Origin of the sequence: Vibrio olivae, from assembly GCF_042428525.1 — a bacterium.
GTDB classification, from domain to species: Bacteria; Pseudomonadota; Gammaproteobacteria; order Enterobacterales; family Vibrionaceae; genus Vibrio; species Vibrio olivae.
The window spans coordinates 17,129-42,168 of record NZ_JBHMEP010000013.1; the positions used below are offsets into that span (position 1 = coordinate 17,129).

26 protein-coding genes are annotated in these 25,040 nt (G+C 45.1%); 20 read left to right on the plus strand and 6 right to left on the minus strand.

Features of this window, described 5'->3' with window-relative positions; translation table 11 throughout:
• The first annotated feature begins 180 nt into the window (after positions 1–180).
• Together ACFFUV_RS21100 and ACFFUV_RS21105 are read left to right on the plus strand one after the other, a co-directional pair.
• Entirely contained in the window at positions 181–1,401 is a 1,221-nt protein-coding gene (locus tag ACFFUV_RS21100) for a cyclic di-GMP phosphodiesterase CdgJ (protein ID WP_390197135.1), read from the plus strand.
• 401 nt (positions 1,402–1,802) lie between these two features.
• Positions 1,803–2,816: an acyltransferase gene (locus ACFFUV_RS21105; protein ID WP_390197138.1), complete on the plus strand. Its 1,014-nt coding sequence runs from the start codon at positions 1,803–1,805 to the stop codon at positions 2,814–2,816.
• Here the strand turns inward: ACFFUV_RS21105 and ACFFUV_RS21110 are convergent.
• Complete coding sequence (locus ACFFUV_RS21110; protein WP_390197141.1) at positions 2,813–3,145, minus strand: DUF2500 domain-containing protein; 333 nt, start codon at positions 3,143–3,145, stop codon at positions 2,813–2,815. The genes ACFFUV_RS21105 and ACFFUV_RS21110 overlap by 4 nt on opposite strands.
• A 256-nt stretch (positions 3,146–3,401) precedes the next feature.
• On the opposite strand from ACFFUV_RS21110, the gene ACFFUV_RS21115 reads away from it, so the two are divergent.
• The 5 genes from ACFFUV_RS21115 (at position 3,402) to ACFFUV_RS21135 (ending at position 7,695) form a co-directional block, all read left to right on the plus strand.
• Positions 3,402–3,767, plus strand: coding sequence for a DUF4145 domain-containing protein (locus tag ACFFUV_RS21115; protein WP_390197144.1), 366 nt, complete (start codon positions 3,402–3,404; stop codon positions 3,765–3,767).
• Positions 3,768–4,758: 991 nt separating this feature from the next.
• Entirely contained in the window at positions 4,759–5,379 is a 621-nt protein-coding gene (locus ACFFUV_RS21120; RefSeq protein ID WP_390197148.1) for a lysoplasmalogenase, read from the plus strand.
• Between the two features lie 72 nt (positions 5,380–5,451).
• Positions 5,452–5,619 carry a DUF2492 family protein gene (locus tag ACFFUV_RS21125; protein ID WP_390197153.1) on the plus strand — a complete coding sequence of 56 codons (168 nt, stop codon included), beginning with the start codon at positions 5,452–5,454 and terminating at the stop codon, positions 5,617–5,619.
• Positions 5,620–5,972: 353 nt separating this feature from the next.
• A complete protein-coding gene (locus ACFFUV_RS21130; protein ID WP_390197156.1) occupies positions 5,973–6,560 on the plus strand; it encodes a YhgN family NAAT transporter in 588 nt (195 codons plus the stop codon).
• 31 nt (positions 6,561–6,591) lie between these two features.
• Positions 6,592–7,695: a mechanosensitive ion channel family protein gene (locus tag ACFFUV_RS21135; RefSeq protein ID WP_390197159.1), complete on the plus strand. Its 1,104-nt coding sequence runs from the start codon at positions 6,592–6,594 to the stop codon at positions 7,693–7,695.
• 28 nt (positions 7,696–7,723) lie between these two features.
• Here ACFFUV_RS21135 and ACFFUV_RS21140 read toward each other — a convergent pair whose 3' ends face one another.
• Positions 7,724–7,990: a DUF1145 domain-containing protein gene (locus ACFFUV_RS21140; RefSeq protein WP_390197161.1), complete on the minus strand. Its 267-nt coding sequence runs from the start codon at positions 7,988–7,990 to the stop codon at positions 7,724–7,726.
• The gene (rsmD, locus tag ACFFUV_RS21145) at positions 7,987–8,586 is read right to left on the minus strand and encodes a 16S rRNA (guanine(966)-N(2))-methyltransferase RsmD (protein WP_390197164.1); all 600 of its coding nucleotides are present in this window, start codon (positions 8,584–8,586) and stop codon (positions 7,987–7,989) included. Before rsmD ends, ACFFUV_RS21140 begins: the two co-directional genes overlap by 4 nt.
• A gap of 268 nt (positions 8,587–8,854) precedes the next feature.
• Here rsmD and ftsY point away from each other — a divergent pair, with 268 nt between their 5' ends.
• The 6 genes from ftsY (at position 8,855) to glpG (ending at position 14,323) form a co-directional block, all read left to right on the plus strand.
• Entirely contained in the window at positions 8,855–10,030 is a 1,176-nt protein-coding gene (gene ftsY / locus ACFFUV_RS21150) for a signal recognition particle-docking protein FtsY (RefSeq protein WP_390197166.1), read from the plus strand.
• Positions 10,031–10,091: 61 nt separating this feature from the next.
• Positions 10,092–10,766 (plus strand): cell division ATP-binding protein FtsE, encoded by a 675-nt coding sequence (gene ftsE / locus ACFFUV_RS21155; protein ID WP_390197168.1) that lies wholly within the window; start codon positions 10,092–10,094, stop codon positions 10,764–10,766.
• Entirely contained in the window at positions 10,756–11,730 is a 975-nt protein-coding gene (ftsX, locus tag ACFFUV_RS21160; RefSeq protein WP_390197171.1) for a permease-like cell division protein FtsX, read from the plus strand. Before ftsE ends, ftsX begins: the two co-directional genes overlap by 11 nt.
• 168 nt (positions 11,731–11,898) lie before the next feature.
• Positions 11,899–12,759: an RNA polymerase sigma factor RpoH gene (rpoH, locus tag ACFFUV_RS21165; protein WP_390197175.1), complete on the plus strand. Its 861-nt coding sequence runs from the start codon at positions 11,899–11,901 to the stop codon at positions 12,757–12,759.
• Positions 12,760–13,157: 398 nt separating this feature from the next.
• Positions 13,158–13,481: a thiosulfate sulfurtransferase GlpE gene (gene glpE, locus ACFFUV_RS21170; RefSeq protein WP_390197266.1), complete on the plus strand. Its 324-nt coding sequence runs from the start codon at positions 13,158–13,160 to the stop codon at positions 13,479–13,481.
• A gap of 8 nt (positions 13,482–13,489) precedes the next feature.
• Entirely contained in the window at positions 13,490–14,323 is an 834-nt protein-coding gene (gene glpG / locus ACFFUV_RS21175; protein WP_390197178.1) for a rhomboid family intramembrane serine protease GlpG, read from the plus strand.
• Between the two features lie 47 nt (positions 14,324–14,370).
• Here glpG and ACFFUV_RS21180 read toward each other — a convergent pair whose 3' ends face one another.
• Positions 14,371–14,778, minus strand: a complete 408-nt coding sequence (locus ACFFUV_RS21180; RefSeq protein ID WP_390197181.1) for a flagellar basal body-associated protein FliL — start codon at positions 14,776–14,778, stop codon at positions 14,371–14,373.
• A gap of 150 nt (positions 14,779–14,928) precedes the next feature.
• Here ACFFUV_RS21180 and ACFFUV_RS21185 point away from each other — a divergent pair, with 150 nt between their 5' ends.
• Together ACFFUV_RS21185 and ubiA are read left to right on the plus strand one after the other, a co-directional pair.
• Positions 14,929–15,486, plus strand: coding sequence for a chorismate lyase (locus tag ACFFUV_RS21185; protein WP_390197184.1), 558 nt, complete (start codon positions 14,929–14,931; stop codon positions 15,484–15,486).
• Complete coding sequence (gene ubiA, locus ACFFUV_RS21190) at positions 15,483–16,337, plus strand: 4-hydroxybenzoate octaprenyltransferase (protein ID WP_390197186.1); 855 nt, start codon at positions 15,483–15,485, stop codon at positions 16,335–16,337. The genes ACFFUV_RS21185 and ubiA overlap by 4 nt, the downstream gene beginning before the upstream one ends.
• Positions 16,338–16,403: 66 nt before the next feature.
• Here ubiA and plsB read toward each other — a convergent pair whose 3' ends face one another.
• Positions 16,404–18,854, minus strand: a complete 2,451-nt coding sequence (gene plsB / locus ACFFUV_RS21195; RefSeq protein WP_390197189.1) for a glycerol-3-phosphate 1-O-acyltransferase PlsB — start codon at positions 18,852–18,854, stop codon at positions 16,404–16,406.
• A gap of 384 nt (positions 18,855–19,238) precedes the next feature.
• Between plsB and lexA the strand changes: the two genes are divergently transcribed.
• The 3 genes from lexA to dinF all read left to right on the plus strand — a co-directional run bounded on the left by lexA (position 19,239) and on the right by dinF (position 22,143).
• A complete protein-coding gene (gene lexA / locus ACFFUV_RS21200; RefSeq protein WP_390197192.1) occupies positions 19,239–19,859 on the plus strand; it encodes a transcriptional repressor LexA in 621 nt (206 codons plus the stop codon).
• A gap of 86 nt (positions 19,860–19,945) precedes the next feature.
• A complete protein-coding gene (locus ACFFUV_RS21205; RefSeq protein WP_390197194.1) occupies positions 19,946–20,764 on the plus strand; it encodes a class I SAM-dependent methyltransferase in 819 nt (272 codons plus the stop codon).
• Between the two features lie 44 nt (positions 20,765–20,808).
• On the plus strand, positions 20,809–22,143 hold the full coding sequence (gene dinF, locus ACFFUV_RS21210) for an MATE family efflux transporter DinF (RefSeq protein WP_390197196.1): 1,335 nt from the start codon (positions 20,809–20,811) through the stop codon (positions 22,141–22,143).
• A gap of 63 nt (positions 22,144–22,206) precedes the next feature.
• Here the strand turns inward: dinF and sthA are convergent, their stop codons facing one another.
• Positions 22,207–23,607 (minus strand): Si-specific NAD(P)(+) transhydrogenase, encoded by a 1,401-nt coding sequence (gene sthA, locus ACFFUV_RS21215; RefSeq protein WP_390197199.1) that lies wholly within the window; start codon positions 23,605–23,607, stop codon positions 22,207–22,209.
• Between the two features lie 285 nt (positions 23,608–23,892).
• Here sthA and fabR point away from each other — a divergent pair, with 285 nt between their 5' ends.
• Positions 23,893–24,534 (plus strand): HTH-type transcriptional repressor FabR, encoded by a 642-nt coding sequence (fabR, locus tag ACFFUV_RS21220; protein WP_390197201.1) that lies wholly within the window; start codon positions 23,893–23,895, stop codon positions 24,532–24,534.
• A complete protein-coding gene (locus ACFFUV_RS21225) occupies positions 24,534–24,908 on the plus strand; it encodes a YijD family membrane protein (protein ID WP_390197204.1) in 375 nt (124 codons plus the stop codon). The genes fabR and ACFFUV_RS21225 overlap by 1 nt, the downstream gene beginning before the upstream one ends.
• Positions 24,909–25,040: the final 132 nt, after the last annotated feature.

Below are 25,040 nucleotides of genomic sequence, written 5' to 3' on the forward strand. Positions count from 1 at the left end.
GCATAGTGAGTCAATGAGCCTAAATGCCATAGGAAAATGGTCGCCTAGTTAATAGGTATTCGCCCAAATTTAGGCGTCATTCATCTCGAACTGAAAGAGTCGGTTGTTTGGCTGTGCAGGGCACACGAACGACGCCAACAAGATCATCAAGAGAATGAACAATGAGGCTGGCATCAGGTTATGCATGATACCTATGTGGCGCGGCAACCGATTTTCAATGCTCGTCGTCAAACGCTAGGGTATGAGATTTTATTTCGCAATGGCGAAAATAACGCCTTTCCAAATCATATCGACTCAAACCGTGCAACATACCGTTTGGTGGCAGAAAACTTTCTCTCTCTTGGTATCAATGCGGCGATAAGGGGTTCGCGCTGTTTTATCAACTTTCCATATCAAAGTTTGATCAATCGCTTGCCTCTGAGCTTGCCACGCCAAGAATTGGTGGTGGAAGTATTAGAAAACTGTCCACCAACAGATGAGCTTTACGATGCGTTACAAGAGTTGTACCACCAAGGTTATATGGTGGCACTTGATGATTTTGTTTATGGCCCGCAATGGGAGCGTTTTCTGCCTTTTGTGCAGATCATTAAGATTGACTTACAAGAGCTAGGCATTGAAGCCGCATGTGATTTTGTCCGTCGGCGTTTAGAGCATGGATGTAAACGAAAGTATCTGGCTGAGAAAGTAGAAACCGAGCAGGAGTTTTTGCTTGCTCGCTCTGCGGGCTTTCATTTTTTTCAGGGCTTTTTCTTTAGCCAGCCGCAATTACTCAAGCAACGGTACTTTAGCCCAGAGCATTTGATTGTGATGGAGCTGTTTCAAGAAGTGTGCAAACCGATGGTGGACTTCGAAAAAGTTGAAAATATTGTCGCGAAAGATGTTGCGGTTTCCTATCAGCTGCTGAAATTCGTCAATGCAATGTCTGATCGATTGGAAGTGCCGATCTCTTCTTTTCGCCAAGCCTTAGTCTACCTAGGGCAAGATAAACTTAAAACATTTGTCTCGCTCGCGGTTGCCTCGTTCATTTCGGCAAAAAAGCCGCGTGCGCTTTACCATTTGGCGCTGCAAAGAGCGCAGTTTTGCCTGCTGATGTCGCGTCAGGCTCCTTTTGAGCAGTACCGTGATCAAGCCTTTTTGATTGGTTTATTTTCTATTTTGGATGCGCTGCTTGATCTGTCGCTTCCACAGCTGGTGGAGCAGTTACCGCTTAGTGATGAAATCAAACGGGCACTCTTAGAACGTGAGGGGCCTTTAGGTCAGTTGTTGACCATTGAAGCGTCATTTGAACAGGGTGATTGGGAAGAAGTAGAACGTTTATGTGCGGTACTGGGGGTTGACCCACAGCGAGTCTTGAATGCGTTGATGGACGCTCAAATGTGGAGCCATCAGTTTACAGACTAATCGCCGAGTTCTAAAAAGATAGGCTGACTGCGTTTTGCAGCCAGCCTTTTTTGTTGCTCCTAAAAGTAAGGAAAACGAAGCAACAAATTGATCAGCAAAAGTCTGTGTAGCCGGGCGAAAGTGAAAAGGGAAAAACTTTCGCTTAACGATAGACTTGCTGGACATTAAGGCGAACCCATCTCACAGAGAAGGGAGACCTATTCTAGAACGAATTGCATTCAGTACGCTGTCTCAATACAGAGAAGTTGATATCACTATCAGCTATCTTTGGCGGTTTTGGACTTAAGATCTTCTTGAAGCGCTAAGCTAACGTTAGCTTGTAAAACAACTTGTTAAAAATTAACAGAGGCGATTTTTGCGCATGCTATAGTCAAGCGAATTTTGATTCAGAGTAAGGTGATATGAGAGAACGGGTACTGTTTTTTGACTTGATGCGCTGCGTCGCGGCGATCGCGGTGATCGCTATTCATGTATTAGCACCTTATCGAACAGAGCTCGGTGAAATTCCATTTGACCACTGGTTGACTGCGGTGAGTGTTAACAGTATTTCACGCTGGGCAGTACCGGTATTTATTTTGATTACTGGTGCTTTGATGCTGAGTGATGAACGGCCGTTCAACGCCAGTTATTATGTGCGACGCCGTTTAGGTAAAGTCTTAATTCCTTTTCTCATTTGGTCTCTGTTTTATGCTTATCTTTCTGGCTGGAGCGCTGATGGCTATGATGCTGAGGTTTCTAAGCAGGTACTAGAGCACAGCCCGGAGCACGCGACGTATTATCACCTTGGCTTTTTTTACTACTTTATTCCGCTCTATTTTGTGATTCCTTTTTTGCAGTTAATGGTTCAGCGCTTAGATACGAGCGCGATTGTTGCCTTTACCCTTATTTGGCTGGTGACGACGGTATGCTATTTATTGCGAATTGATGGCCCTTGGAGCCACCAGTTGTGGCTGTATACTGGGTATCTTCCTCTTGGCTATTTGCTGTATAAAAAGGTTCCGTTGCGAGGCTGGATTATCACGCTATTTATTTTATTGGGTAGTGCTGCCTTAGTGTGGACGGTCTTTATGGTCGTTATGAACAGTATTGAAGCTGATCATTATACGGTTGGGCGTTGGTTATCTTATAAAACCATTAACGTTGTACTCGCCGCCAGTATGATTTTTATGTGTTGTAAATACGTGGGCAATATTTTCTCTGCTCGCACGCAGCGGGTTATCAGCTTTATCAGTAAGTACAGCTTAGGGATTTATCTTTTACACCCCATCTTTTTGTGGCCAATGAAAGCCTACGGCTGGTATCAAGGTCACCCAGTATGGGTTATTCCTTTATGGGTGGTTCTGAGCGGTGCAGGAGCCTTGTTGGTCAGTTGGGTACTCGGACGTTCATCAAAAACGCGTTGGTTATTGCCCTAACGTTGCAGAGCAAAGTGGATGAATTGGTCGCCGTGGTAAGTGAGCTGCCCTTTATCTCCAGGGTTTAACACTTGAAAATAATCAAAAGTGACCTCGAACTCGCGCTTGGGGCCAAAGCGCCCCTTCTGCACCCAAATCCAGTAGCTATTGGCGTTACTTATAAACGAGTCATGCTGCTGGTTTTCCAGCATCTGCTTATCGAGTACGGTCACTTCAATGGTTTTCTCAACGGCATGATGACCTTGGCTATGTTGCAAGTACAAGCGATAGCAACCAAGCCCTGCCACTACCATCAATAGTGATATTGCGATAAACATGAGTAACGGCATAGGCCCCTCCTTATTAACGGTTTATTGTAATCAGATCTGACGCAAATAGTGTGTTAATCGTTTGGCGTTTTAAACATACGAGTGGATGAATTGCTTCAAACTTCGAGTCATATCACCTGGGGGCGCTTAATTTGTGACCCTTATCTTAGTGGTTGATTATTTTGTATAAATTGACTTGCTTGCGGCAATTAATTCAGGATAGATATAGAGAAATCCACGATTACCCCCTAAACTCAAACAGTGATGGAGGGAGAGTATGTCTGATATTGAAAAAGTGGTATTGAGGACGCGAAAACTCGAGCAGTTATTGCGAGTTCAATATCATGCAGAAGGCAAGGGACTTCATCAACTGGTCACCAGCTGTGAAGAGCGCTTGCCGCATAAGATTGTTGCCAAGTTACGTTACGTCGCGACGATCAGAAATAAAATCGTCCATGAAGACGATTATAAGCTTGATGATCGTGCCGGCTTTCTTTCGGCTTGTGATGAGTGTGAAAAAGAGCTAACCCCACGCAGTAGCCGTTTTATTTGGAGAGTCGCTCTATCATTAATGACGATGATTACCTTGGCAGCGTTGGCTTTCTATTACATGCATTGGGATATGTTGTCTGAACATTTCTAATTGTCGTTTTTCAAAAAATCACCCATTGCCTATATTGGTGCTAAATGCAGCGATTTTACGACAAAGTGGTGCTTAAATCAGCAATTAACAAAAAGGGACGCAAATGCGTCCCTTTTTGTTAATTGTATTCTTGCTAGTACATCAATGGCAGTGCCATAAGGCCAACCACTACCGCAATCATTACAAGTCCTTGTTTTTGTGAAGATGTAATCATGACACTGCTCCTTTATTTGGTGATGTTCCACTTCATTATTTTTAGAATATCAGTTTTATGTGGTTTTGATCAAGTTTTATTTTCTAGCCTTCAAAAGTCTAACTTTACTCTGGGTTTTTTGACATTTTTATAGCAATTAAAGGTGGATAATTGAAGTGTCTATATATTGTTCTTTTCTAGTTTTAAGGTTTATATTTTGATGTAACTTATTGTTTTTAATTTGTTTATTATTGTATTTTAAAGTGTACATAATTGTTTTTGTCTGTTTTATGTATTTTCGGTCTTGAAGCTTATTTTGTTGCTTTAATCTTAAAAATTATTGGTAACGATAGAAAATGTTTATCATACGCAGAGCCAGATCCTAGCAACTAAGTCTTTTTGATTTGGTCATCTACCCTCATTGAGAGGGAAATTAAAAGAGGATAAGCATGATATGGTTTTATTGATTTTATCTAATTAACTATTTGTTAAATAACAATATTAATATTTGTTTTTGATTTTAACTATCACTTTGCAATCGTTTGCTTTCGTTTTTTGTGTTCGTTAACTTAAGACTTTTATCAATACCGCTCTCTGATGTGCCATATATGAGAGTTTGTAGCTCTTTTAGAGTGGGGATTTTAAATATAAATATTTAATGGGTTAGGAATACCCCTTGCTTGATAAGGGAATTTAAGGGTTAAATAAGCCTAATCAAGATCGAAGTTTTTACTTTGCTCTCTGGACTTATCATTGCGGCAGCCTACACTGGCGGCGGAAATAACAAGAGGTGTTTGCATGTGGAGTTGGTTGTCCGTCGCGCTATCGGGTTTTATCAGCATTTCAGCGAATCAACGTAATCAAAAAATTCAGGCGGCCATATTCCAAGCATTTAGCTTTGTTCTGCTATTGACCATGGTGGCATTTCGTCATGAGCTGGATGCGCCAGCATTGTGGATTGCTGTTGGGCTGTTGATCTCGGTGATCGCTGATTCCCTGTATATTTTGAAGCGTCATTTAAAGCTGAGTTTTGTGGCTTTTCTCTTGGCTCAGTTGAGTTACAGTAAATCTTTTTGGTTACAGCTCTCTGGGGACATTGTCTGGTGGGTTCCCTCAATGCTCTTTGCTGGTGGTATTGTGGTGTTTTTCCTTTTCCTACCTAAAATAGATCGTTTGATTTTTCCGGTTGCCATCATGGGAATGATGCTCTTACAGCTGAATTGGGCGGCCGGGCAAGTGTGGTTAATCACGCCGACGATAGCGACGGCGATGGGTATGCTCGGGACGATGGTGTTGGCCATTTCCGCTGGCTTACTTGCGGTACACGATCACCGACGTACATTTAAAGCTGGCCAGTACTGGATATCAGGCAGTTATTTATTGGCACACTCACTGATTACCGCCTCCTTGATTATCTAAAATCAAAGTTTTTTTCTACTTGTTGCGTATGCTTGGGCTTCTCATTACACAATGTCAGTGACAGAGGGCTCTATGTCTCAAGAAATCCACGCACATAAAGTGCTGAACCTATTGAAAGCAACGCCGATGAGTGAAAGTGAATTACAAACGGTGGTAGAACAACAATTTGGCGCTGACGTACGCTTTCGTACATGCAAACTAGACGGGTTTGACTTCGATAGCTTAATGGCGTTTTTTTAAGCGCAATCAGAAAATCGTTCAAGTCGATGATAAATGGACGATGAACGAAACACGAGTGTGCAGCCACTAATCTATCTGTTTCGCGTTAAAAGCCGAAAATAACAAAGCCGACCAAATGTATTTGGTCGGCTTTGTTCTATTCTTAACCTTGTGATTTTATTAAATTTGAAGCAGCTTATCAGCCAATAGTTGAATCAGTTCTCATTCTGTGGTCTTGTGTAGCTCGTTTGCCCAAGGAGTCAGGGCGGGCTTCTTGAACCTCGCTAGAAATAACCAAAATGGTGGAAGTCGTCGATTGAGGATATCGATATAAAACGCGAATATTTGTTTGCCGATGGAGGCGTATTTTAGTTATGGAAATCTTTTCTGCTGCGACGATGTTGTTTTTGATTATGGATCCTCTAGGCAACCTGCCCATTGTATTATCCATTCTGAAACATCTGGATCCTAAGCGTCGACGTAAAGTTCTCGTGCGTGAACTGCTGTGTGCTTTGGCTATTTTGTTGTTATTCCTATATGCGGGACGGATCATCCTTAACTTCTTACATGTGCAACCTGAGACCTTAAGTATATCGGGTGGTGTCATTCTGTTTATTATTGCGATTCGGATGATCTTCCCTAGTGCAGGAAGTATTACTGGGCTAGCCGCTGGTGAAGAACCTTTTATCGTCCCGTTGGCCATTCCGATGATCGCCGGGCCTTCGGTGATTGCTGCGTTGTTACTGTTATCAAACCAATATCCAACACAAATGGTTGAGTTGTCGATTGCCGTTATTTTAGCTTGGGTTGGTACCTTCATTATTTTGATGTTTTATGGATTCTTCCACCGCATTTTGGGTGAGCGAGGCCTGAAAGCGATAGAGCGTTTGATGGGCTTGTTATTGGTGATGATCTCGACGCAAATGTTCCTCGATGGATTAAAAAGCTATATGCAAGGTTGATCGTTTTTTGATCGCTGGTTAGGATGAAAATATGCAACTTCATCCCGAATACTATTTTACGACTTATCCCCTGATTGCCACCATTTCACTGGTGGCGATTGCCTTCCTGATCGGCATTCTATGCCGAGCAGTGATGTTTAGTGTGCTTAAATTCAATGCACGACGGGGTGATCGCTTTCTGTTTGAGTCCCTTCAGCGGCATTTAAAAGGCAGTATTCTACTGTTTATTCCTTGTATCATCATTCATGTTTGGGCCGGTTGGTTGCCTCTGAGCGCGGAACGCATTGACTTATTGCGGCAGGTTCTTCAAATGCTGATTGTGATTTCGCTGGCGATGATTTTGATTCGTTTGGTGAGAGTGGTTGAAGATGTGTTGTTTAAGCGTTATGACATCTCGATGGCGGATAACCTCAAAGCTCGTAAAGCACGCACGCAGATTATTTACGTCAAAAAAATTGCCATCGTTGTTATCGCCTTTATAGCGACGGGTATTATTTTATTGAGCTTTGATAGTGTTCGTCAGTATGGCACGACCATTCTAACCGGTGCGGGTGTTGCAGGTATTATCGTTGGTTTCGCGTTGCAGAAAACCTTATCCAATTTGTTTGCGGGAATCCAAATTGCTTTTACTCAGCCAATCAAAATCGATGATGCCGTCGTCGTCGAAGGTGAGTGGGGCTGGATTGAAGAAATTAACCTCACTTATGTGGTGGTTCGAATTTGGGATATGCGCCGTTTAATTCTGCCCATCACTTATTTCACAGAGAACTCTTTTCAGAACTGGACGCGAAATACCGCACAAATTCTTGGTTCCGTATTTATCTATACAGACTACACCATGCCACTTGAGCCTTTACGTGAGCATTTTGACAAAGTGTTGGACAATACAGAGATGTGGGATGGGCAAGCTAAGGCATTTCAAGTCAGTGATTGTACCGATCATATTATGACGATTCGTTTACTGATGACCGCAAAAAACTCGCCGGTGGCCTGGGATTTACGCTGTTACGTTCGTGAAGAGATGATTCGTTTTGTACAGGAGCATTATCCACAGTGCTTGCCGAAAACTCGGGCGGAACTGTCTCGTGTTGAGTTGCCCCAAGATGAAGGCGTTGCCTCGAAACCGTCACCATAAAAAAGCCGCATTCGCGGCTTTTTCGTTGTTAGGTCATATGCTTACGGCGAATATCAAGTAAAGCAAAAATACCAAACACTAAAATTGACCATTTTTCCCAGCGGCTCATGGTGATCTTATCGCCAAAGGCTCCAACAAAAATCAGCATTTGTAGGCCGTGCATAATAAATAGGAACGCGGTCATGATATACAAGGCGACCGCCGCTTTGCCTGGAAATGGCATTACAATATTCAGCAGCAGAACCAACCACACAAAACCGATTGCGGCTTTGGCTGCAATTAATAACGCTTTCATACTGGGGTCCTTTCAAATAAACGATAGCTGACTTGGCCAGCGAACTTTTCTCGATGCAGTCGCCAGTTTTGCGGAACGCCGTCTAAAGTCAATTCTTTTTCTGTTTCAATATAAATCAGAGCCCCTTCGGCCAGCCACCCCTGTGTTTCGAGCAAATGCATGGTTTCGGCAAGCAAGCCCTGACGAAATGGAGGATCGATAAACACCACATCTTGTGGAGTGGGTGAGGTTTTTAAGTATTGCAATGCATCGCTGTTGACCACGTCAATATTGTCGGCGTTGAGTGCTTGTGCATTTTTCTTCAATACGGAAAATGCGGCTGGATTGAGTTCAACCAACGTCACTTTTTGTGCTTGGCGTGATGCGGATTCAAACCCTAAACCACCAGAACCGGCAAAAACATCCAAACAGATTGCGCCTGGTATATCTTGAGCAAGCCAGTTAAAGAGTGTCTCTTTGACGCGATCTGTGGTGGGACGAAGTCCCTGCGCATCGTGAACGGGAAGTTTTCTGCCGCGCCATAATCCGCTAATAATGCGAATAAAGCCGCTTGAAGCACGTTTTTGTGAGGCTTTTTGCTGTGGACGTCTTGCCATAGATTTTTTGACCGCAAATTAAGTGATACTATAATCCGTTACCCAGTGATCGCTCATGAGCGTCACCGGAGCAGTTCAGATATGGATTGGTGACAGAGTGTACCCTTAACGGTGAGATGATGCATCTTTCACGGCAATGCCGTAGTGAGTCAATCACCCAGTTTAGAGAAAACTTTTCACGACTTTGTCATTCCTCTTTTCACAAAAGGGATAATCCTTGTGATAAAGAGCCAGAAGCATTAATTCAGTAGATCTAGGATATTCCCTGATGACGGAAAAAAAGAAGCGCGGTTTACTTTCCTGGCTAGGTTTTGGCGATGAAGAGCAGGCCAAATCAGTCGCTGAAGAACAAACAACGCCCGAAGAACAAGAACTTGAAGCTAAATCGGTTACGGAAGAAGCCAGCGTTGAGGGCGACACTGAGGCAGATCATGATGTTTCAGCCCAGCAACATGAAGCCGAGCAAGAGGTAGAACCTCAAGCACCAGAGACGCCTCGAGTTCAAGAGCAAGAGAAACCGACAGAGAGCTTTTTTGCTCGCCTTAAACGCAGCTTGGCACGCACCAAATCAAACATCGGTGCTGGTTTCTTCGGGTTATTTAAGGGCAAAAAAATCGATGATGAGCTGTTTGAAGATCTCGAAGAGCAGCTACTTATCGCCGATGTGGGAATGGACACAACGGTCAAAATTATCGATAACCTGACGGAAAAAGCGTCGCATCAAGCCTTAAAAGATGGTGAAGCGCTTTACGGCCTGCTGAAAGACGAAATGTCAGACATCCTTAAGCAAGTTGAGCAACCTCTAGAGGTCGATAGCACTAAAACGCCTTACGTCATTTTGATGGTTGGGGTTAATGGGGTGGGCAAAACCACCACGATCGGTAAATTGGCAAAACAGTTCCAATCTCAAGGGAAAAAAGTGATGTTGGCGGCTGGGGATACATTCCGCGCGGCGGCGGTTGAGCAGTTGCAGGTTTGGGGGGAACGCAATCAAGTTCCTGTCATTGCGCAGCACACTGGCGCAGACAGTGCTTCCGTAATTTACGATGCCATAGAAGCGGCGAAAGCGCGTGGAGTTGATGTTGTGATAGCGGACACGGCTGGTCGTTTACAAAATAAAGCCAACTTGATGGAAGAGCTGCGTAAGATTGTCCGTGTAATGAAGAAAATTGATGACTCTGCGCCTCACGAAATCATGCTGACGCTGGATGCCGGCACAGGGCAAAATGCCATTAGCCAAGCCAAATTATTCAGTGAAGTTGCTCCGATCACCGGTATTACACTAACCAAGCTGGATGGTACAGCGAAAGGTGGGGTGATTTTCGCGATCGCGGATCAATTCCAAATCCCGATTCGGTTTATCGGTGTGGGTGAGGGAATTGAAGATTTGCGTCCATTTGAGACTCAAGAATTTATCGATGCGCTATTTAGCCGAGAAGACTAATCATTAGGGGCGCAAAGTCGCCCCTCTACAATAATAACGCTCATAAAAGAGGGATTGACGGGTGATAAAGTTTCAGCAAGTCAGTAAAGCTTATCGAGGTGGACGTCAGGCTCTGCAGAAAGTCGATTTTCATCTTCGTCGTGGAGAAATGGCGTTTTTAGGCGGCCACTCAGGAGCCGGAAAAAGTACCTTACTTAAGCTTATTTGTGCGATTGAACGTCCTACTGACGGCAAAATCAGTTTCAATGATTACGATATTACTCGTATCCCAACCAAAGACATTCCATTTCTACGCCGCAATATTGGCATCGTTTTTCAAGATCATCGCTTATTGATGGATCGCACCGTGTATGAAAACGTCGCACTGCCTATGCGTATTGAGTCGATCTCAGAGAATGATATTAAGCGGCGGGTAAGTGCAGCACTCGATAAAACGGGGCTGCTGGACAAAGCGCGCAGCTATCCAAGCCAGCTTTCTGGTGGTGAACAGCAGCGGGTGGGTATTGCACGGGCGGTAGTCAATCGACCGACGTTGCTATTGGCTGATGAGCCGACAGGTAATCTCGACCCCGATTTATCGAATTTGGTATTGAAACTATTTGAAGAGTTTAACCGCGCAGGCGTCAGCATTATTCTTGCGACGCATGATATTGAACTGGTTAACACTCGCCCTCAATATCGTCACTTGGAACTGAACCAAGGCTTTCTGAGCGAGGTGCAAGATTATGGCCGTTAATACCCGCACTAAAGCCAAGAAAGGCAAACAGACAGCGACCACACGAGTCAAAAAAACCGATGGTTTCTTTGCTATCCACTATAAGCAAGCTAAAGCCTCATTTGGCGAATTATGGCAACGACCTTTGGGCAACATATTGACTTTGGCGGTAATTTCAATGGCGCTTGCCTTGCCCGCTTGTTTGTATCTGATGGGCAAAAATGTGGCGGCGGTATCGAATGATGTCGCAACACCTTCGCAAATTAGCGCGTATATCCAAGAGCGGACGCCCGAAGCGAAGATTATGGTGCTGAAAGATCAGCTTGAAGCCAGTGATGACGTCAAAACCGTCGAGTATATTTCGTCGCAGCAAGGACTCGCGGAACTGAGCGAATATTCTGGATTTGATCAAGCGATTTCACTACTTGATAACTACGCCTTACCTCCGGTACTGGTGGTGACACCACGAGTAGATGACCAAGCCGTGATGACCTCGATCGCCAGTCAACTGCGTAAAGATGAAAGTATTACCGATGTGCGGATGGATGAAGATTGGTTAACTCGTCTGGATGCGATTCGCACGCTGGTCAGCGCGATTGTCTCTATCTTATCGTTCTTGATGCTGTGTTCGGTATTCTTGATCGTCGGCAATACGTTGCGTTTTAACGTGCTGGCTGATAAAGAAGCGATTCAGACCATGAAGCTGATTGGAGCGACGGATACCTATATTTTGCGCCCCTATCTGTATTCAGGAATGTGGTTTGGGTTATTAGGTGCATTGGCGGCTTGGATACTAACGGCCATTATTACCGTATTACTCAATCACAGCGTGGCGACGTTAGCAGAGTTGTACGACAGTCAATTCCGTTTGATTGGTCTTGGCTGGGATGAAACTTTGTTGTTACTGATGCTGGGGACCTTTATTGGTTGCTTGGCGGCGAAGGTTTCAGCGAAACGCCATTTAAAAGAAATTGAACCTGTTTAATGGCTCAAGGTCATACTATTGAAAATCACTACCACAACCGTATACTTTGATAGGTTGTATTGAGGGACGAGTTATGGATAATAGCCGCCCTTGCTTGAAACTTGTTCATTTTAGGTTCAAGATGGATCAGTTAAAAAGTACTCCATATCAGATTTGATGAGGAATTGAATGACTAACCAAGCGTATCCAATGGCCGTAGTCACCAAAGATAGCCTTGATGGTTATATTCGTTCAGTCAACAGCTATTCTATGCTGTCGGCGGATGAAGAGCGTGAACTGGCGGAGAGACTCTACTACGATGGCGAAATCGAGGCAGCGAAAGGTTTGATTCTATCGCACCTACGCTTTGTTGTGCATGTCGCTCGAGGTTATTCTGGTTATGGTCTGCCGATGGCCGATTTAATTCAAGAAGGCAACATTGGTCTAATGAAAGCCGTCAAACGCTTCAACCCTGAAGTCGGGGTGCGTTTGGTGTCGTTTGCTGTGCATTGGATCAAAGCAGAAATCCATGAGTACGTGCTTCGTAACTGGCGCATTGTCAAAATTGCGACCACAAAAGCGCAGCGCAAGCTGTTCTTCAATTTGCGTAAGTCTAAAAAGCGTTTAGGTTGGTTTAACAACGGTGAGATCGAAACGGTTGCTCGCGAACTGGGGGTTGAGCCTTCAGAAGTGCGTGAAATGGAATCTCGACTCGCGGCGCAAGATGCAGCATTTGATATGTCCAATAGTGATGACGAAGATTCAAGTAGCTCGTATTCAGCCCCGATGCTGTATTTACAAGATAAAGCCTCTGATGTGGCGGAAAACCTTGAAGCTGAAAACTGGGAAGCTCACACCAATAATCGCCTTAACCTAGCGTTAGCCAGTTTGGATGATCGCAGCCAGCACATTGTGCGTTCTCGCTGGTTGGATGATCAAAAATCCACGTTACAGGATTTGGCGGAAACTTACGGTGTGTCGGCTGAACGTATTCGCCAGCTAGAGAAAAACGCCATGAAGAAATTGAAATCCGCAGTCGGCGACATCTAACGAGTTTTAACTTAGACAGCCACGTTGCTAAAAACCGAGATCAAATGATCTCGGTTTTTTTATATCTGAGCATAATGGCTGATCAAATTTACTTAAGCAGCCTGTGTATAAGTCTGTGATAAATTTCTTTGTCAACTGTAAGAAAGCAGGGTGAATAAAGGGCTGAAGCGGCGTATTTTCATGGGGATAGTTTTTCTTTTACCCACATAAAAATCAGGATCAACACTACATATAGTGGATCATTTGAAATCAAACCACCTTATCAACGTAATCCACAGCTTTATCCACAAATGAATAAAAAATAGTCTGTGGTGGATAACCCTACACTTGGTCTCTACATGTGCACCTTGGGATAGGTTACAATGAGTTATTCAAAAAAAGAGATAAGAGAAAGTAAAATGGACCAGTTTAAACATATCGATGTCGCCGGTGCTCAGGCGTTGTTAGAACAAGGGGAAGCGCGTTTAGTTGATATTCGCGACCCGCAATCTTTTACCGTGGCTCACGCTGCCTCCGCATTCCATTTGACGAACGATACCATGGTAACGTTTATGGATGATGTCGAGTTTGAGCAGCCTATTTTAGTGATGTGTTATCACGGAATTAGCAGCCAAGGGGCTGCCCAATATCTGGTTAACCAAGGCTTTGAGCAGGTGTATAGTGTTGATGGTGGGTTTGAAGCTTGGCAACGTGCCAATCTGCCTATCGAAGCTAACCAGTAGAGACCATTATGATTAGACTGATCGCTCTCAATAACCCTCGAATGGGGCAAGCTTTTATTGATTACATGGCCTCGCGCCAGATTGACATTCAGATGCTGGCTGAAGGAAGCGGTGAGTTTTCATTATGGTTAAAAGAGGCAGAGCATCAGGTTGAGGTCGAAGCTGAACTTCGCCAATTTCTTAATGACCCGACTCACCCTCGCTATCAAGAAGCATCATGGAGCATGGCGGAATCGCGTAAAGCGAAGTTCAGCTATGGTTCACCGAGCATGCTGGGGATGGTCAAATCCAAAGCAGGTCCGTTTACGCTGTTGATTATGCTCGTGTGTGCTGCGATTTTTGGGGCTAGCCTGATTGGCGGCGGCAACGTCATTTTCGACCTATTGCATTTCCCAGCATTTGAATGGCAAAAATGGCAACTATGGCGCTGGGTGACTCATGCCCTGCTGCACTTTTCTGCTCTACACATTATCTTCAACTTACTGTGGTGGTGGCAATTTGGCGGGGACGTCGAGAAGAAGTTGGGTTCGCTTAGCCTTATAAAAGTCTTTCTAGTTTCTTCCGCCTTATCTGGGGCTGGACAGTACTGGGTGGAAGGCGCTAACTTCGGCGGATTGTCTGGTGTAGTCTACGGTTTGGTCGGGTACGTTTGGATGCTTGGTGTCCGGGCTCCCAATGTTGGTTTAGTGATGCCTAGAACATTGATTGCCTTTATGCTGGTGTGGTTAGTTCTTGGTTTTGTACAACCTTACATGGCGATCGCGAATACTGCTCATTTAGTGGGGCTGATCGCGGGTGTGGTGCTAGGGCTGGTTGATGCCGAACGTTGGCGAAATGCTTAGAGGAAATCAGGAGAATAGGGAGAGCAAACTCCCCACTCTAAGAGCGATTACTGATATAAGTACTTGGTAAACAGTAAATCGGCAATAATGGTTCGACCCACTTCAGGCAACAAAATATTGTTGAGGTGTTCAACAAGGTTTTTCCTGAGGTCTTCACGTCCAGCAAGCGATTTTATCGTGTCTTCACTCTGCTTACCGAGTAACTCGACTATGGCATCACGGATTAAAGGTTGATGCTGCTCGATAAGAGCAAGATCTGCCTCGCGTGCGACCATAATGTCAATCCGTACCTGAATATAACCGAGCTGTTTGCCTTTGGTGTAGAAATTAGTGGTTAAATCAGGTTCAAGGGTAAAGTAAGCCAGTTTATCTTGCCCTTCTTCTGACGCTATCGAAGGGAACGCGATACAGGTACTGACGATGATCATTATTTGGGCTAGGTAGCGTTTCAGCATATTTCTGTCTTTTCTTTCTTCTATTCGCGATATTCGAATTACTCGAGTCTTGTTACAATAGCGCACTAGATAAGCATCCTAATGCACCAACCATTGGTGTAGTGCTAAAACCAAACTGCGACACTTTAGCTTAAGTGATAAAGCCACTAATTGAATAATAGTATGAATCAATCAATAACTCATTATCTTCAAGCCTTACGAACTATTGATTGGCAATTACCTGATAAGTTTAACTTTCCTTCATCAATTGCTCAGGAATGGATGTTGGAAAATGGCTCTTTATCACGATTATTAGCCAAACAGTGCCAGCACTTGTCGGTCAAGTTGCTGCAAAACCAATTCATTCCTAAGTCTCAACTGCTTGAACACGAGCGCGATTTGCTCAGTGAAGAAGCGTGTTTATTAAGAAATGTTGTGTTGCAAGGCGATGACCAAACCTGGGTGTTAGGTCGTACATTAATTCCTCAATCTTCACTTGTGGAACAAGGCGTTGATTTAACGCAGCAAGGTGAGACCCCTCTCGGCTTAACCGTGTTTAAAGCCGATAATGTTAGACGCGATGCGTTGCAAGTGGGATGGGGCGAAACATCCCATGGTCGCTTACTTGCCCGTCGCTCACGTTTATGGATGAACCACAAACCTATGCTGGTGGCAGAGCTTTTCCTGCCTGAGGCGCCAATTTATACCAAGGAGAACCCATCACAATGATAGCGGAAAAAGCAAAAGCGTATTGGCAGTTAACCCGAATGAACCGACCGATCGGGACTCTTTTGTTACTTTGGCCGACGTTGTGGGCGTTAATTTTGGCAGCTCAGGGAATGCCAGATATCAAAGTATTGCTGGTGTTTGTTGCTGGTGTTGTGCTGATGCGAGCCGCCGGATGTGTGATTAACGATTTTGCTGATCGCAAAGTGGATGGTTTTGTCAAACGAACCAATCAGCGCCCTTTACCTGCTGGGCTTGTCACCAGTAAAGAAGCCTTCAGTTTATTTCTGGTGTTAGGCATTGTGTCATTTTTGTTGGTATTAACCATGAACCCGCTGACAATCAAGCTCTCCTTTGCTGGGATTGTTTTGGCATTTATCTATCCGTTTATGAAGCGGTATACTCATTTGCCTCAACTTTTCTTAGGGCTCGCTTTTAGCTGGTCGATCCCTATGGCGTGGGCTGCGCAAGCGAATGAAGTGCCTGCGGTGGTCTGGTTTGTGTTCATTATTAATGCAATCTGGACCATTGCTTATGATACGCAATATGCCATGGTTGATCGCGATGATGATTTAAAGATCGGGATCAAGTCGACAGCGATCCTATTTGGCCGCTATGACAAAATGATCATTGGTGCCTTACAGTTGATCACCTTATTGATGCTGATGGCACTAGGTTACTTTTATCAACTCGGTGCTAGCTACTATTGGTGTTTATTGATTGCAGGTGCGCTGTTTGTCTTTCAACAGCATCTCATTCGTCATCGTGAACGCAATCTGTGTTTTCAAGCTTTTCTCAATAACAACTATGTTGGCATGGCGATAGCGGGTGGGCTACTTTTGGCTTTCTGGTAAATTGGCCATCGTAAATGAAAAAGGCGTCCTAATGGACGCCTTTTTGTATTGTGGGTTCTCTCGAAACTACACTTGGTCGACATCCTGTTCATTGCTGTTGGCGCGGCAAATACTTTCTTGAATCGTCAGACGAATTTGTGAGTCAAGCAAGCTATAGAGCAGCTCAGCAAAGTGACGGCTTTTCTCTTGATCGACCTGGCCATCACTATCGAGATAGCCTTGCTGTTTCAATGTGGTAAACATTGATGAGAAAACACCTTTATCAAAGAACTCTGGCGCATTGATACCATGCAAGCGTCCTAGACGCTGGGCGATATCTTGGCTTACTTTTTCTAAGTCAGCTTTTCCTACTTCGGCACTTGAAGCCAGCAGGTTGAGAGTAATCGCATAGCGCTGCAATGTTTCTGAGATTGTACGGCCAAGCAGCATCAACACTTGAGTATTTGATTGGTTAATTGAAACATGCTCAGCATCAATGGCAATAATGCCTTGCAACGCCAACTCTTCAAGGTACGCTTCAACCGTTTCATTGAGTTGAGTTTCATCGAGCCCTAAAAATAGCTCTTGTTTGAAGAATGGGAACAACTTCGCTACACATTGTTGAATATTTTCCAGCGTTGTCGATTGCTCGCGAATGAGGATCTGGGCAATAAGCGATGGGATCGCAAACAGATGAATAATGTTATTACGATAATAGGTCATCAAAATCGACTGATTGCGATCAAGCGAAATAATGTCACCCATCACGTCAGATTCCACCACGAATTTATCCAAGGAAATCGCGTGATCGACCAGTTCTTGGGCACTTTGATCTGGCACCGTATAGGTCGAGGAATAAGGGACGTTGCGCAATAGCGATAAGTAGCTATCAATCTGTCTAATTAAGCTATCACGAGACAAAGCACGTTGACGTGATGCCAATAGTGCCGTTGCACATAGAGTTAACGCATTGGCTGCCGCTGCATCGTTAATGTGCGTCATCATTTTGTTTGCTAGCCCATTGACGACTGGTGTTAACCATTGCGGTTTGCTTGCCCCCATTGGGTCGATATCTTGCGTCCATTGAGGCGCATGCTCATTAAGGTAATGGTTGAGTGGAATTGGCTCGCCAAAGTTCACATAACCTAAACCAAAGTTGCGCAGTTTACGTATCGTGCGCAGGACTAGGCCTGCGTTCTCTTTCTCTTTACGTTTACCCCGTAATTCCTTGGCGTAGGTGCTGACTTCCATAACATGTTCATAGCCAATGTACACCGGTACCAACGTTACAGGGCGGTTCAAGCCACGCAACATTGCTTGGATGGTCATGGCTAACATGCCCGTTTTGGCATTCAGTAGACGCCCGGTTCGTGAACGACCGCCTTCACTGAAGTATTCGACGGAATACCCTTTAGCAAATAGCTCAGCGAGGTATTCACGAAAGATGGTTGAGTACAGCTTATTGCCTTTGAAGCTACGACGAATAAAGAACGCCCCACCGCGGCGGAAAATCGGCCCTGCTGGGAAGAAGTTCAAGTTAATGCCTGCGGCAATATGCGGCGGCACCATGCCTTCATGATACAGAACATAAGAAAGCAGCAAGTAATCCATATGGCTGCGATGACAAGGTACATAGACGATTTCGTGACCGTCCTGAGCCAGTTTACGAACTGCTGTGGCATTGTTGATGTGCAAGCCGTGATAGATACGGTTCCACAGCCAGCCTAGTATACGGTCACCTTTTTTCACCAGTGAGTAAGAAAAATCAGCGGCGATTTCATCCATGATGTCATGCGCTTCTTTCGTTACTTTACTGATATCGACATTGCGCGCTTTGGCTTCATCAGCAATCACCTTTTCAATCGCTTTGGATTTAATCAGGCGATTAAACAGCGCTTGGCGGCTTGGTAAATTTGGCCCTGATGCCGCAAGTTTTTGACGTGAAAAGTGGATACGTGCAACACGCGCCAGTTTGTGAGCGATGGCGTGGTCGGTGCCGTGAGAATCTGCCATGTAGCGTAAAGAGACCACAGAACTCAAGCGAACTAAACAATCACGCCCAGAAAACAATACAGCTTTAGCCTTTTGTGGGCCGTTGAGCGGTTTGAGATATGGTTTTTGTTCAGACTCTTTACCTGGTTTACGCCCCCACAATACCGTGGCTGGCATCATTTGGATGTCGAGCTCAGGGTCAAACTTATGCAGTTCGAGCAGCTCGGAAAATTGATGAATGGACTCCACGGGAACATCGTTATCATTACCAACGACGGTTGGACGAGAGGATGTAAACACGTAGCGTGGATATTGTTTACCGTTGATTTCCAATGGCGTAAGCGGATCGGGTAGCCCCAGCTTGATCACCTGTTGCTGTAAGGCAAGAAGATCGACGTTAGAACGGAAAGGCATGGCGTAAACAATCGGTTTACTGACATCGACTTGATGATCTTCAATTGGATTCGATGGAATGGTGGTGCCCTTCACTAACAGCGAAACAGGTTGTTTCAATAGCGAGCGAGAAAATGCGTGTCCTGAAGACATAAAGCTTTTTAGCCTCAAAATTTGGTTAAGATGCTTGAGTGAGTGGGGGGAGAGTGTTCAGCTCCCAAAGACAAAGTCTCAAGCCGACATTTTAAGCGAGCAAGAATACCAGAAACAGGTCCAACCTTTTACCTCTTATTTGTGGAGGAAGTCAGCAAATTTGTACCATTTCACGACAAGCGACGCTAAGTTACTGAATTCTCTCTAAGCTTATCTATGTCAAAATTGAACCTTTGAGTGGTAACGGCTTTGGTTCCAAGGGTGAGCTGAGCATTCGGCGTTACGCTTTAAACTTATAACATGCCAAAAAACAACCAATTGGCGTTGCAATTCCCGAATTACTGGATATACTCACAGTTGACTGTATAAAAAGACAGGTAAACTATGAAGCCTTTAACGCCCCGCCAGCAACAAGTGTTCGACCTGATCAAAAGTAAAATTGATGAAACCGGTATGCCACCCACTCGTGCAGAAATCGCGAGAGAGCTTGGTTTCCGTTCCGCGAATGCAGCGGAAGAGCATCTTAAAGCGCTGGCTAGAAAACAAGTAATTGAGATTATTCCCGGCGCATCACGCGGCATTCGTGTACTGCTTGATAGCGCAGCCAACGAAGAGTCCGGTCTGCCTTTGATTGGTCAAGTTGCAGCCGGTGAGCCGATTTTGGCTCAAGAACATGTCGAGACGCACTATCAGGTGGATCCCGCGATGTTCAAGCCACAAGCTGATTTTCTTCTCCGCGTACAAGGTGAGAGTATGAAAGACATCGGTATTATGGATGGTGACTTACTGGCTGTGCATAAAACCCAAGATGTACGCGATGGCCAAGTTGTGGTTGCCCGGGTGGATGATGACGTAACGGTAAAACGTTTAGAGCGCAAAGGGGCAATGATTTTATTGCATGCTGAAAACGAAGAATTTGCGCCGATTAAAGTCGACCTGACCAGCCAGCACATGGAAATTGAAGGGTTGGCAGTTGGCATCATTCGCAACACAGACTGGATGTAAGTCAAAAAAGTTGTTGATACTAATTCTCAATAACTTGCCAGTTTAAACGATAACCATTATCATCTATCCATATTCGATGGAGGAAGATGATAATGGTCACTTCTCAGAGTTCTCACTCTCACCGTTACCAAATCCCAGCCAATTTACTCAAGCCAATGTGGCTGCGTAGCCGCGAAAGCTTGGTCGACAATGGTCTGATTTATGATCCGATTGCTGCTAGCGCTTGTCAGCGTTGTCACCTTGCTCCTGAGTGTTTGTCTGGTGATGTCGATCAATCGCAATTACTGCACATGACACTGACGCGCTTGTGCGACGAAAAGATCACGGAATTTATCCATCGTCACCCTGATGCCTGGGTGATTAACGTCGGTGCCGGACTCGATACGCGCTTTTATCGTGTCGATAATGGACGTTGTCATTGGATAGAGTTAGACGTCACTGAGAATTTGTTGTGGCGTCAAAAACTGTTTCATCGCAGTGAGCGTTACAAGCATATGTCGGGAAGTGTGGAAGAGCTTGAGTGGATGACCTCAGTCACGGTTCCTGATAATACCCCGCTGCTTATTGTTTGCGAGTATGCATTGCTTGATTGTTGTGCGCCTCAAGTTGCACAATTTGTTCAGACATTAGGTCGTCAGTTTGAAAATGCGTGTGCTTGTTTAGTGGTCGCGGGTGACTTAACCGTATCGCGCTGGGGGCAAAAGTTAGGCTCTGAATCTTATGCTCATGGCTTCAGTCAACCTTCTGAAGCCCTGGTGAATTCCTTGCCTTGGGTACGTTGGAGTCAAACTTTCTCACCATTAGAACGTCAGTGCCAGCGTTGGAAGTTTTGGCAACGTTGCCTTAAGCGTTTCCCCTACCTAAAACATCGTTTAACCCCAGTTTTGGTTCAGCTTCGCTGGTGATCACGGTACACTCTCGGGTTGTTTTTCTCCGCAAGAGTGTGTCCGTGCAAATCTTTAAAATCCTGTCCGATCGTGCGATGCACAAAAGTGTGCTGCTGCTGGCCATTCCTATGGTGCTGTCCAATATTACCGTTCCGCTATTGGGCTTGGTGGATGCGGCGGTCATTGGTCATTTGGAGCATGCCTATTACTTAGGTGGTGTTGCTTTAGGGAGCACCATGCTGAGTGTGACTTTTTGGTTACTTGGTTTTCTTCGAATGTCGACTACCGGATTAACCGCACAAGCTTATGGGGCAAAAAATCCTCATCAACTTGCTCTAATACTGGTTCAGGGGCTGACGATGGCATTGGCGTTCGCTGCTCTATTTTTGCTGCTCAAACCTTGGTTATCTGACTGGGTCTTTTCTTGGAGTGATGCCAGCCAAGACGTAAAGTTTTACGGTCAGCAATATTTTGCTATTCGTGCCTGGAGTGCTCCGGCGGCGCTGAGTAATTTTGTCCTGCTAGGGTGGTTACTGGGCACTCAAAATAGCCGTGCGCCGATGTGGATGGTCATTATCTCCAACGTTACCAACATCGTTTTAGATGTATGGTTTGTCATTGGATTAGATTGGAAAGTACAAGGCGCCGCACTCGCATCGGTGATTTCCGACTACACCGCGATGAGTTTTGCCTTGTGGTGTGTGTACCGAACTTGGCAAAGTCAGTCGCTGGTGAAGTGGACTGAATTACTGGCTCAAGTTGGCTCAGGCATTGGACGCTTTATTAAACTCAACCGCGATATTTTCTTACGCTCATTGTGCTTACAAGCCGCCTTCAGTTTTATGACGTTTCAAGGGGCGAGCTTTGGTGATCAAGTCGTTGCCGCTAATGCGGTGCTTATGAGCTTTTTAATGATCATTTCCTACGGGATGGATGGTTTTGCTTATGCAATGGAAGCGCTGGTGGGTAAGGCGGTTGGTGCCAAAGATCGCACTGAGCTAAGTGCATCGATGGTGGGGACGAGCTTTTGGGGTATCGTGATCTGTTTGCTACTAACCCTAGTATTTGGCGTGTGGGGAGCTCAATTGATTGCGATGATTACTGATATCCCAGCTGTTCAACAGCAAGCTAACGTTTATCTTCCTTGGTTAATTGCGATGCCGCTTATTTCGATGTGGTGTTTTTTGCTTGATGGTGTATTTATTGGGGCCACGAAGGGGAGCGAGATGCGTAATGGTATGGTGGTCGCGACCAGCAGTTTTTTTCTTGTATTTTGGCTGTTCTCGGCATGGGGTAATCATGCTTTATGGGCGGCAATGTTGACCTTTATGGCGATGCGCGGAGTGAGTTTAGCGTGGATCTTCGGCCGTCAGTGGCGGCAGCAGACGTTTTTGTAACTTCTCGAATAGGCAAACGAAAAGCCGCTCATATGAGCGGCTTTTTGATGAGCGTTGTCTGCATTAAAATAATCGGTTCAAGCCGTTTAAAGCTGCGACACGGTAGGCTTCCGCCATGGTGGGGTAATTGAAGGTGGTATTCACGAAGTACTCGATGGTATTGGCAGTACCTTTCTGCTCCATAATGGCCTGGCCAATGTGAATAATTTCTGCCGCGCGTTCACCAAAACAATGGATACCTAAAATCTCTTTGGTTTCTCGGTGGAAGAGGATTTTTAAGCTGCCGACATCTTTGCCGGCAATTTGCGCTCTTGCGAGATGTTTAAATGATGATCGACCCACTTCATAAGGCACTTTGGCCGCGGTCAGCTCTTGCTCTGTTTTTCCGACCGAGCTGATTTCAGGAATGGTATAAATGCCCGTTGGAATATCTTCAATCAAGTAACCTTGTGCTTCGCCTTGAGTAATTGCCTGAGCGACAAAGCGCCCTTGGTCGTAAGCGGCGCTGGCAAGGCTTGGATAGCCAATCACATCGCCGATCGCATAAATATGGTCGACTTCGGTTTGATAGTTGGTGTTGACTTTGACTTGTCCGCGCGAGTCAGAAGCTAATCCCACCGCTTCTAAATTGAGCTTATCGGTATTACCGGTGCGTCCATTGGCGTAGAGCAAGCAATCGGCTTTCATTTTCTTACCCGATTGCAAATGCACAATCACGCCATCATCAGTACCTTCGACTTTTTCGTAAGTTTCATCATTACGAATCACCACCCCATTGTTCCAGAAGTGATAGGAAAGCGCGTCTGAGACTTCGTTATCAAGGAAAGACAGCAAACGATCACGGGTGTTGATCAGATCCGTTTTGACACCTAAGCCACGGAAGATAGAGGCATACTCACAGCCAATCACACCCGCACCATAAATAATAATGTGTCGAGGGTCGTGTTTTAGATTGAGGATGGAGTCACTGTCGTAGATACGGTCATGAGCGAAATCGACATCCGCAGGGTGATAGGGGCGTGAGCCTGTCGCGATAACAAACTTATTCGCCGTATAGTGCTCAATGGTGTTATCCGCTTTCGTGACCGAAACGGTATTGTTGTCTGTAAATTGTGCGGTGCCGAAAATCAAGCTGCAGTGGTTGCGATCATAAAAACCTTGGCGAAGCCGAGTTTGTTTGTCGATAACCGACTTAGCATGACCTAAAATATCAGAAAAGGTGGCATGAACATTGGGTTGATTACGGCTAAACAGTGGGTTGCTATTAAATTCAATGATGCGGCTGACTGCATGGCGCAGGGATTTGGAGGGGATCGTCCCCCAGTGGGTACAACCACCACCGATACTGCTTTCTTTTTCGATCACCGCAACATTGAGCCCGGCCTTGGTTAATCCCATTGCGGCCCCTTCACCGCCAGGACCACTACCGATAACGATGACATCAAAGTGGTTGGTCTGCGCCATAATCTAATCCTTGTTATATGCTGTAACATTGCTTTAGCGAGATTTTAACTCATATGCTGTAGTGGTAAATGAATTGCATAGCAGAGAGTGGGGGGGATCACGGAGTTTGTAGCGAAGTTGAAAAATTGCGACGATTATTATTGACCGCGCGTCGGGAAGATTGAAAAAGTGCGCAAACTCGATTTAATTGAGAGTCGGATTAGATGCTGACGGTTTTACGCTTATGTCTGGCAAGGAATCGCGGTATATTAGCAATAAATCCAAAGACAACAATGAATAAACTCCATGGGAATCCGTGCTCAACAGAAAGAAAAAACTCGCCGTTCGCTGATTGATGCCGCTTTTAGCCAGCTGAGTGCTGATCGAAGCTTTTCAAATTTAAGCCTACGCGAAGTCGCTCGAGAAGCGGGGATCGCCCCAACGTCGTTTTATCGCCATTTTAAAGATATGGATGAGCTAGGCTTAACCATGGTTGATGAAGGCGGTTTGCTGCTGCGTCAACTCATGCGTCAAGCTCGGCAACGTATCGTTAAAGAAGGCAGTGTAATTCGAACTTCAGTGGAAACGTTTATGGAGTTTATTGAAAGCAGCCCCAACGTCTTTCGTCTGTTACTACGTGAACGCTCAGGCACATCAGCGGACTTCCGTGCTGCTGTCGCGCGTGAAATTCAACATTTTGTTGCAGAATTAAGTGAATATTTGATCACGACAGGGGTCACACGAGAAGAAGCATATGCTCAGGCGGAAGCTTCAGTGACCTTGGTTTTCAGTTCTGGAGCCGAAGTATTGGATTTAGAGAGTTGTGAACGAGATGCGTTAGCAGAAAGGTTGATTATTCAATTGCGAATGGTGGCCAAAGGGGCACATTGGTACCGAAAGGAACGTGAACGTCATCAAACTCGAATAATAAAAGGTGGATTAGATTAATGTCGAATGAAAATATTCAAATCGAGCAGGGGTCAGAGAAAAAGACGCTATTGCTGGCTTTGATTGCAGGGATGTGTGGCGATGCACTATTGTCATGGTTAACAATGAGTGAAGTTTCGTTTTCCATTTTTCCAGTTATTGCTCTCGTGCTTTCTGTACAAGCGCTGTATCAAGAGTATCTGCGCCATCCGGTGTCTGAAGATATCCCTCTGGTGGGATTGGCGTGTTTCTTTGTTGGGGCATTTGGGCACTCGGCGTTTCTTAAAGCGCAATATCCCGAAGCCGGGTCGAACTTCTTCTCCATTGTCATCGCATTATTATTGCTGCTATGGATCGGCCATCGAATGGGTTACATCGGCCGTAAAGAAGAGTAAAAACAAAAACGAGCCATTTGGCTCGTTTTTTTATCTTTATCGCGTAAGATTATTTACGCTCTAGCATCACACCCGCTTCCATGTGGTGGGTAAATCGAATCTTTAATCCGCCAAAGTCTATAGAGTTATATT

Excerpts from the sequence above, each read along its gene's own strand:
- ACFFUV_RS21100 (WP_390197135.1), top strand. The coding sequence starts at position 181 with ATGCATGATACCTATGTGGCGCGGCAACCGATTTTCAATGCTCGTCGT.
- ACFFUV_RS21105 (WP_390197138.1), top strand. The coding sequence starts at position 1,803 with ATGAGAGAACGGGTACTGTTTTTTGACTTGATGCGCTGCGTCGCGGCG.
- ACFFUV_RS21110 (WP_390197141.1), bottom strand. The coding sequence starts at position 3,145 with ATGCCGTTACTCATGTTTATCGCAATATCACTATTGATGGTAGTGGCA.
- ACFFUV_RS21115 (WP_390197144.1), top strand. The coding sequence starts at position 3,402 with ATGTCTGATATTGAAAAAGTGGTATTGAGGACGCGAAAACTCGAGCAG.
- ACFFUV_RS21120 (WP_390197148.1), top strand. The coding sequence starts at position 4,759 with ATGTGGAGTTGGTTGTCCGTCGCGCTATCGGGTTTTATCAGCATTTCA.
- ACFFUV_RS21125 (WP_390197153.1), top strand. The coding sequence starts at position 5,452 with ATGTCTCAAGAAATCCACGCACATAAAGTGCTGAACCTATTGAAAGCA.
- ACFFUV_RS21130 (WP_390197156.1), top strand. The coding sequence starts at position 5,973 with ATGGAAATCTTTTCTGCTGCGACGATGTTGTTTTTGATTATGGATCCT.
- ACFFUV_RS21135 (WP_390197159.1), top strand. The coding sequence starts at position 6,592 with ATGCAACTTCATCCCGAATACTATTTTACGACTTATCCCCTGATTGCC.
- ACFFUV_RS21140 (WP_390197161.1), bottom strand. The coding sequence starts at position 7,990 with ATGAAAGCGTTATTAATTGCAGCCAAAGCCGCAATCGGTTTTGTGTGG.
- rsmD (WP_390197164.1), bottom strand. The coding sequence starts at position 8,586 with ATGGCAAGACGTCCACAGCAAAAAGCCTCACAAAAACGTGCTTCAAGC.
- ftsY (WP_390197166.1), top strand. The coding sequence starts at position 8,855 with ATGACGGAAAAAAAGAAGCGCGGTTTACTTTCCTGGCTAGGTTTTGGC.
- ftsX (WP_390197171.1), top strand. The coding sequence starts at position 10,756 with ATGGCCGTTAATACCCGCACTAAAGCCAAGAAAGGCAAACAGACAGCG.
- rpoH (WP_390197175.1), top strand. The coding sequence starts at position 11,899 with ATGACTAACCAAGCGTATCCAATGGCCGTAGTCACCAAAGATAGCCTT.
- glpE (WP_390197266.1), top strand. The coding sequence starts at position 13,158 with ATGGACCAGTTTAAACATATCGATGTCGCCGGTGCTCAGGCGTTGTTA.
- glpG (WP_390197178.1), top strand. The coding sequence starts at position 13,490 with ATGATTAGACTGATCGCTCTCAATAACCCTCGAATGGGGCAAGCTTTT.
- ACFFUV_RS21180 (WP_390197181.1), bottom strand. The coding sequence starts at position 14,778 with ATGCTGAAACGCTACCTAGCCCAAATAATGATCATCGTCAGTACCTGT.
- ubiA (WP_390197186.1), top strand. The coding sequence starts at position 15,483 with ATGATAGCGGAAAAAGCAAAAGCGTATTGGCAGTTAACCCGAATGAAC.
- plsB (WP_390197189.1), bottom strand. The coding sequence starts at position 18,854 with ATGTCTTCAGGACACGCATTTTCTCGCTCGCTATTGAAACAACCTGTT.
- lexA (WP_390197192.1), top strand. The coding sequence starts at position 19,239 with ATGAAGCCTTTAACGCCCCGCCAGCAACAAGTGTTCGACCTGATCAAA.
- ACFFUV_RS21205 (WP_390197194.1), top strand. The coding sequence starts at position 19,946 with ATGATAATGGTCACTTCTCAGAGTTCTCACTCTCACCGTTACCAAATC.
- sthA (WP_390197199.1), bottom strand. The coding sequence starts at position 23,607 with ATGGCGCAGACCAACCACTTTGATGTCATCGTTATCGGTAGTGGTCCT.
- fabR (WP_390197201.1), top strand. The coding sequence starts at position 23,893 with ATGGGAATCCGTGCTCAACAGAAAGAAAAAACTCGCCGTTCGCTGATT.
- ACFFUV_RS21225 (WP_390197204.1), top strand. The coding sequence starts at position 24,534 with ATGTCGAATGAAAATATTCAAATCGAGCAGGGGTCAGAGAAAAAGACG.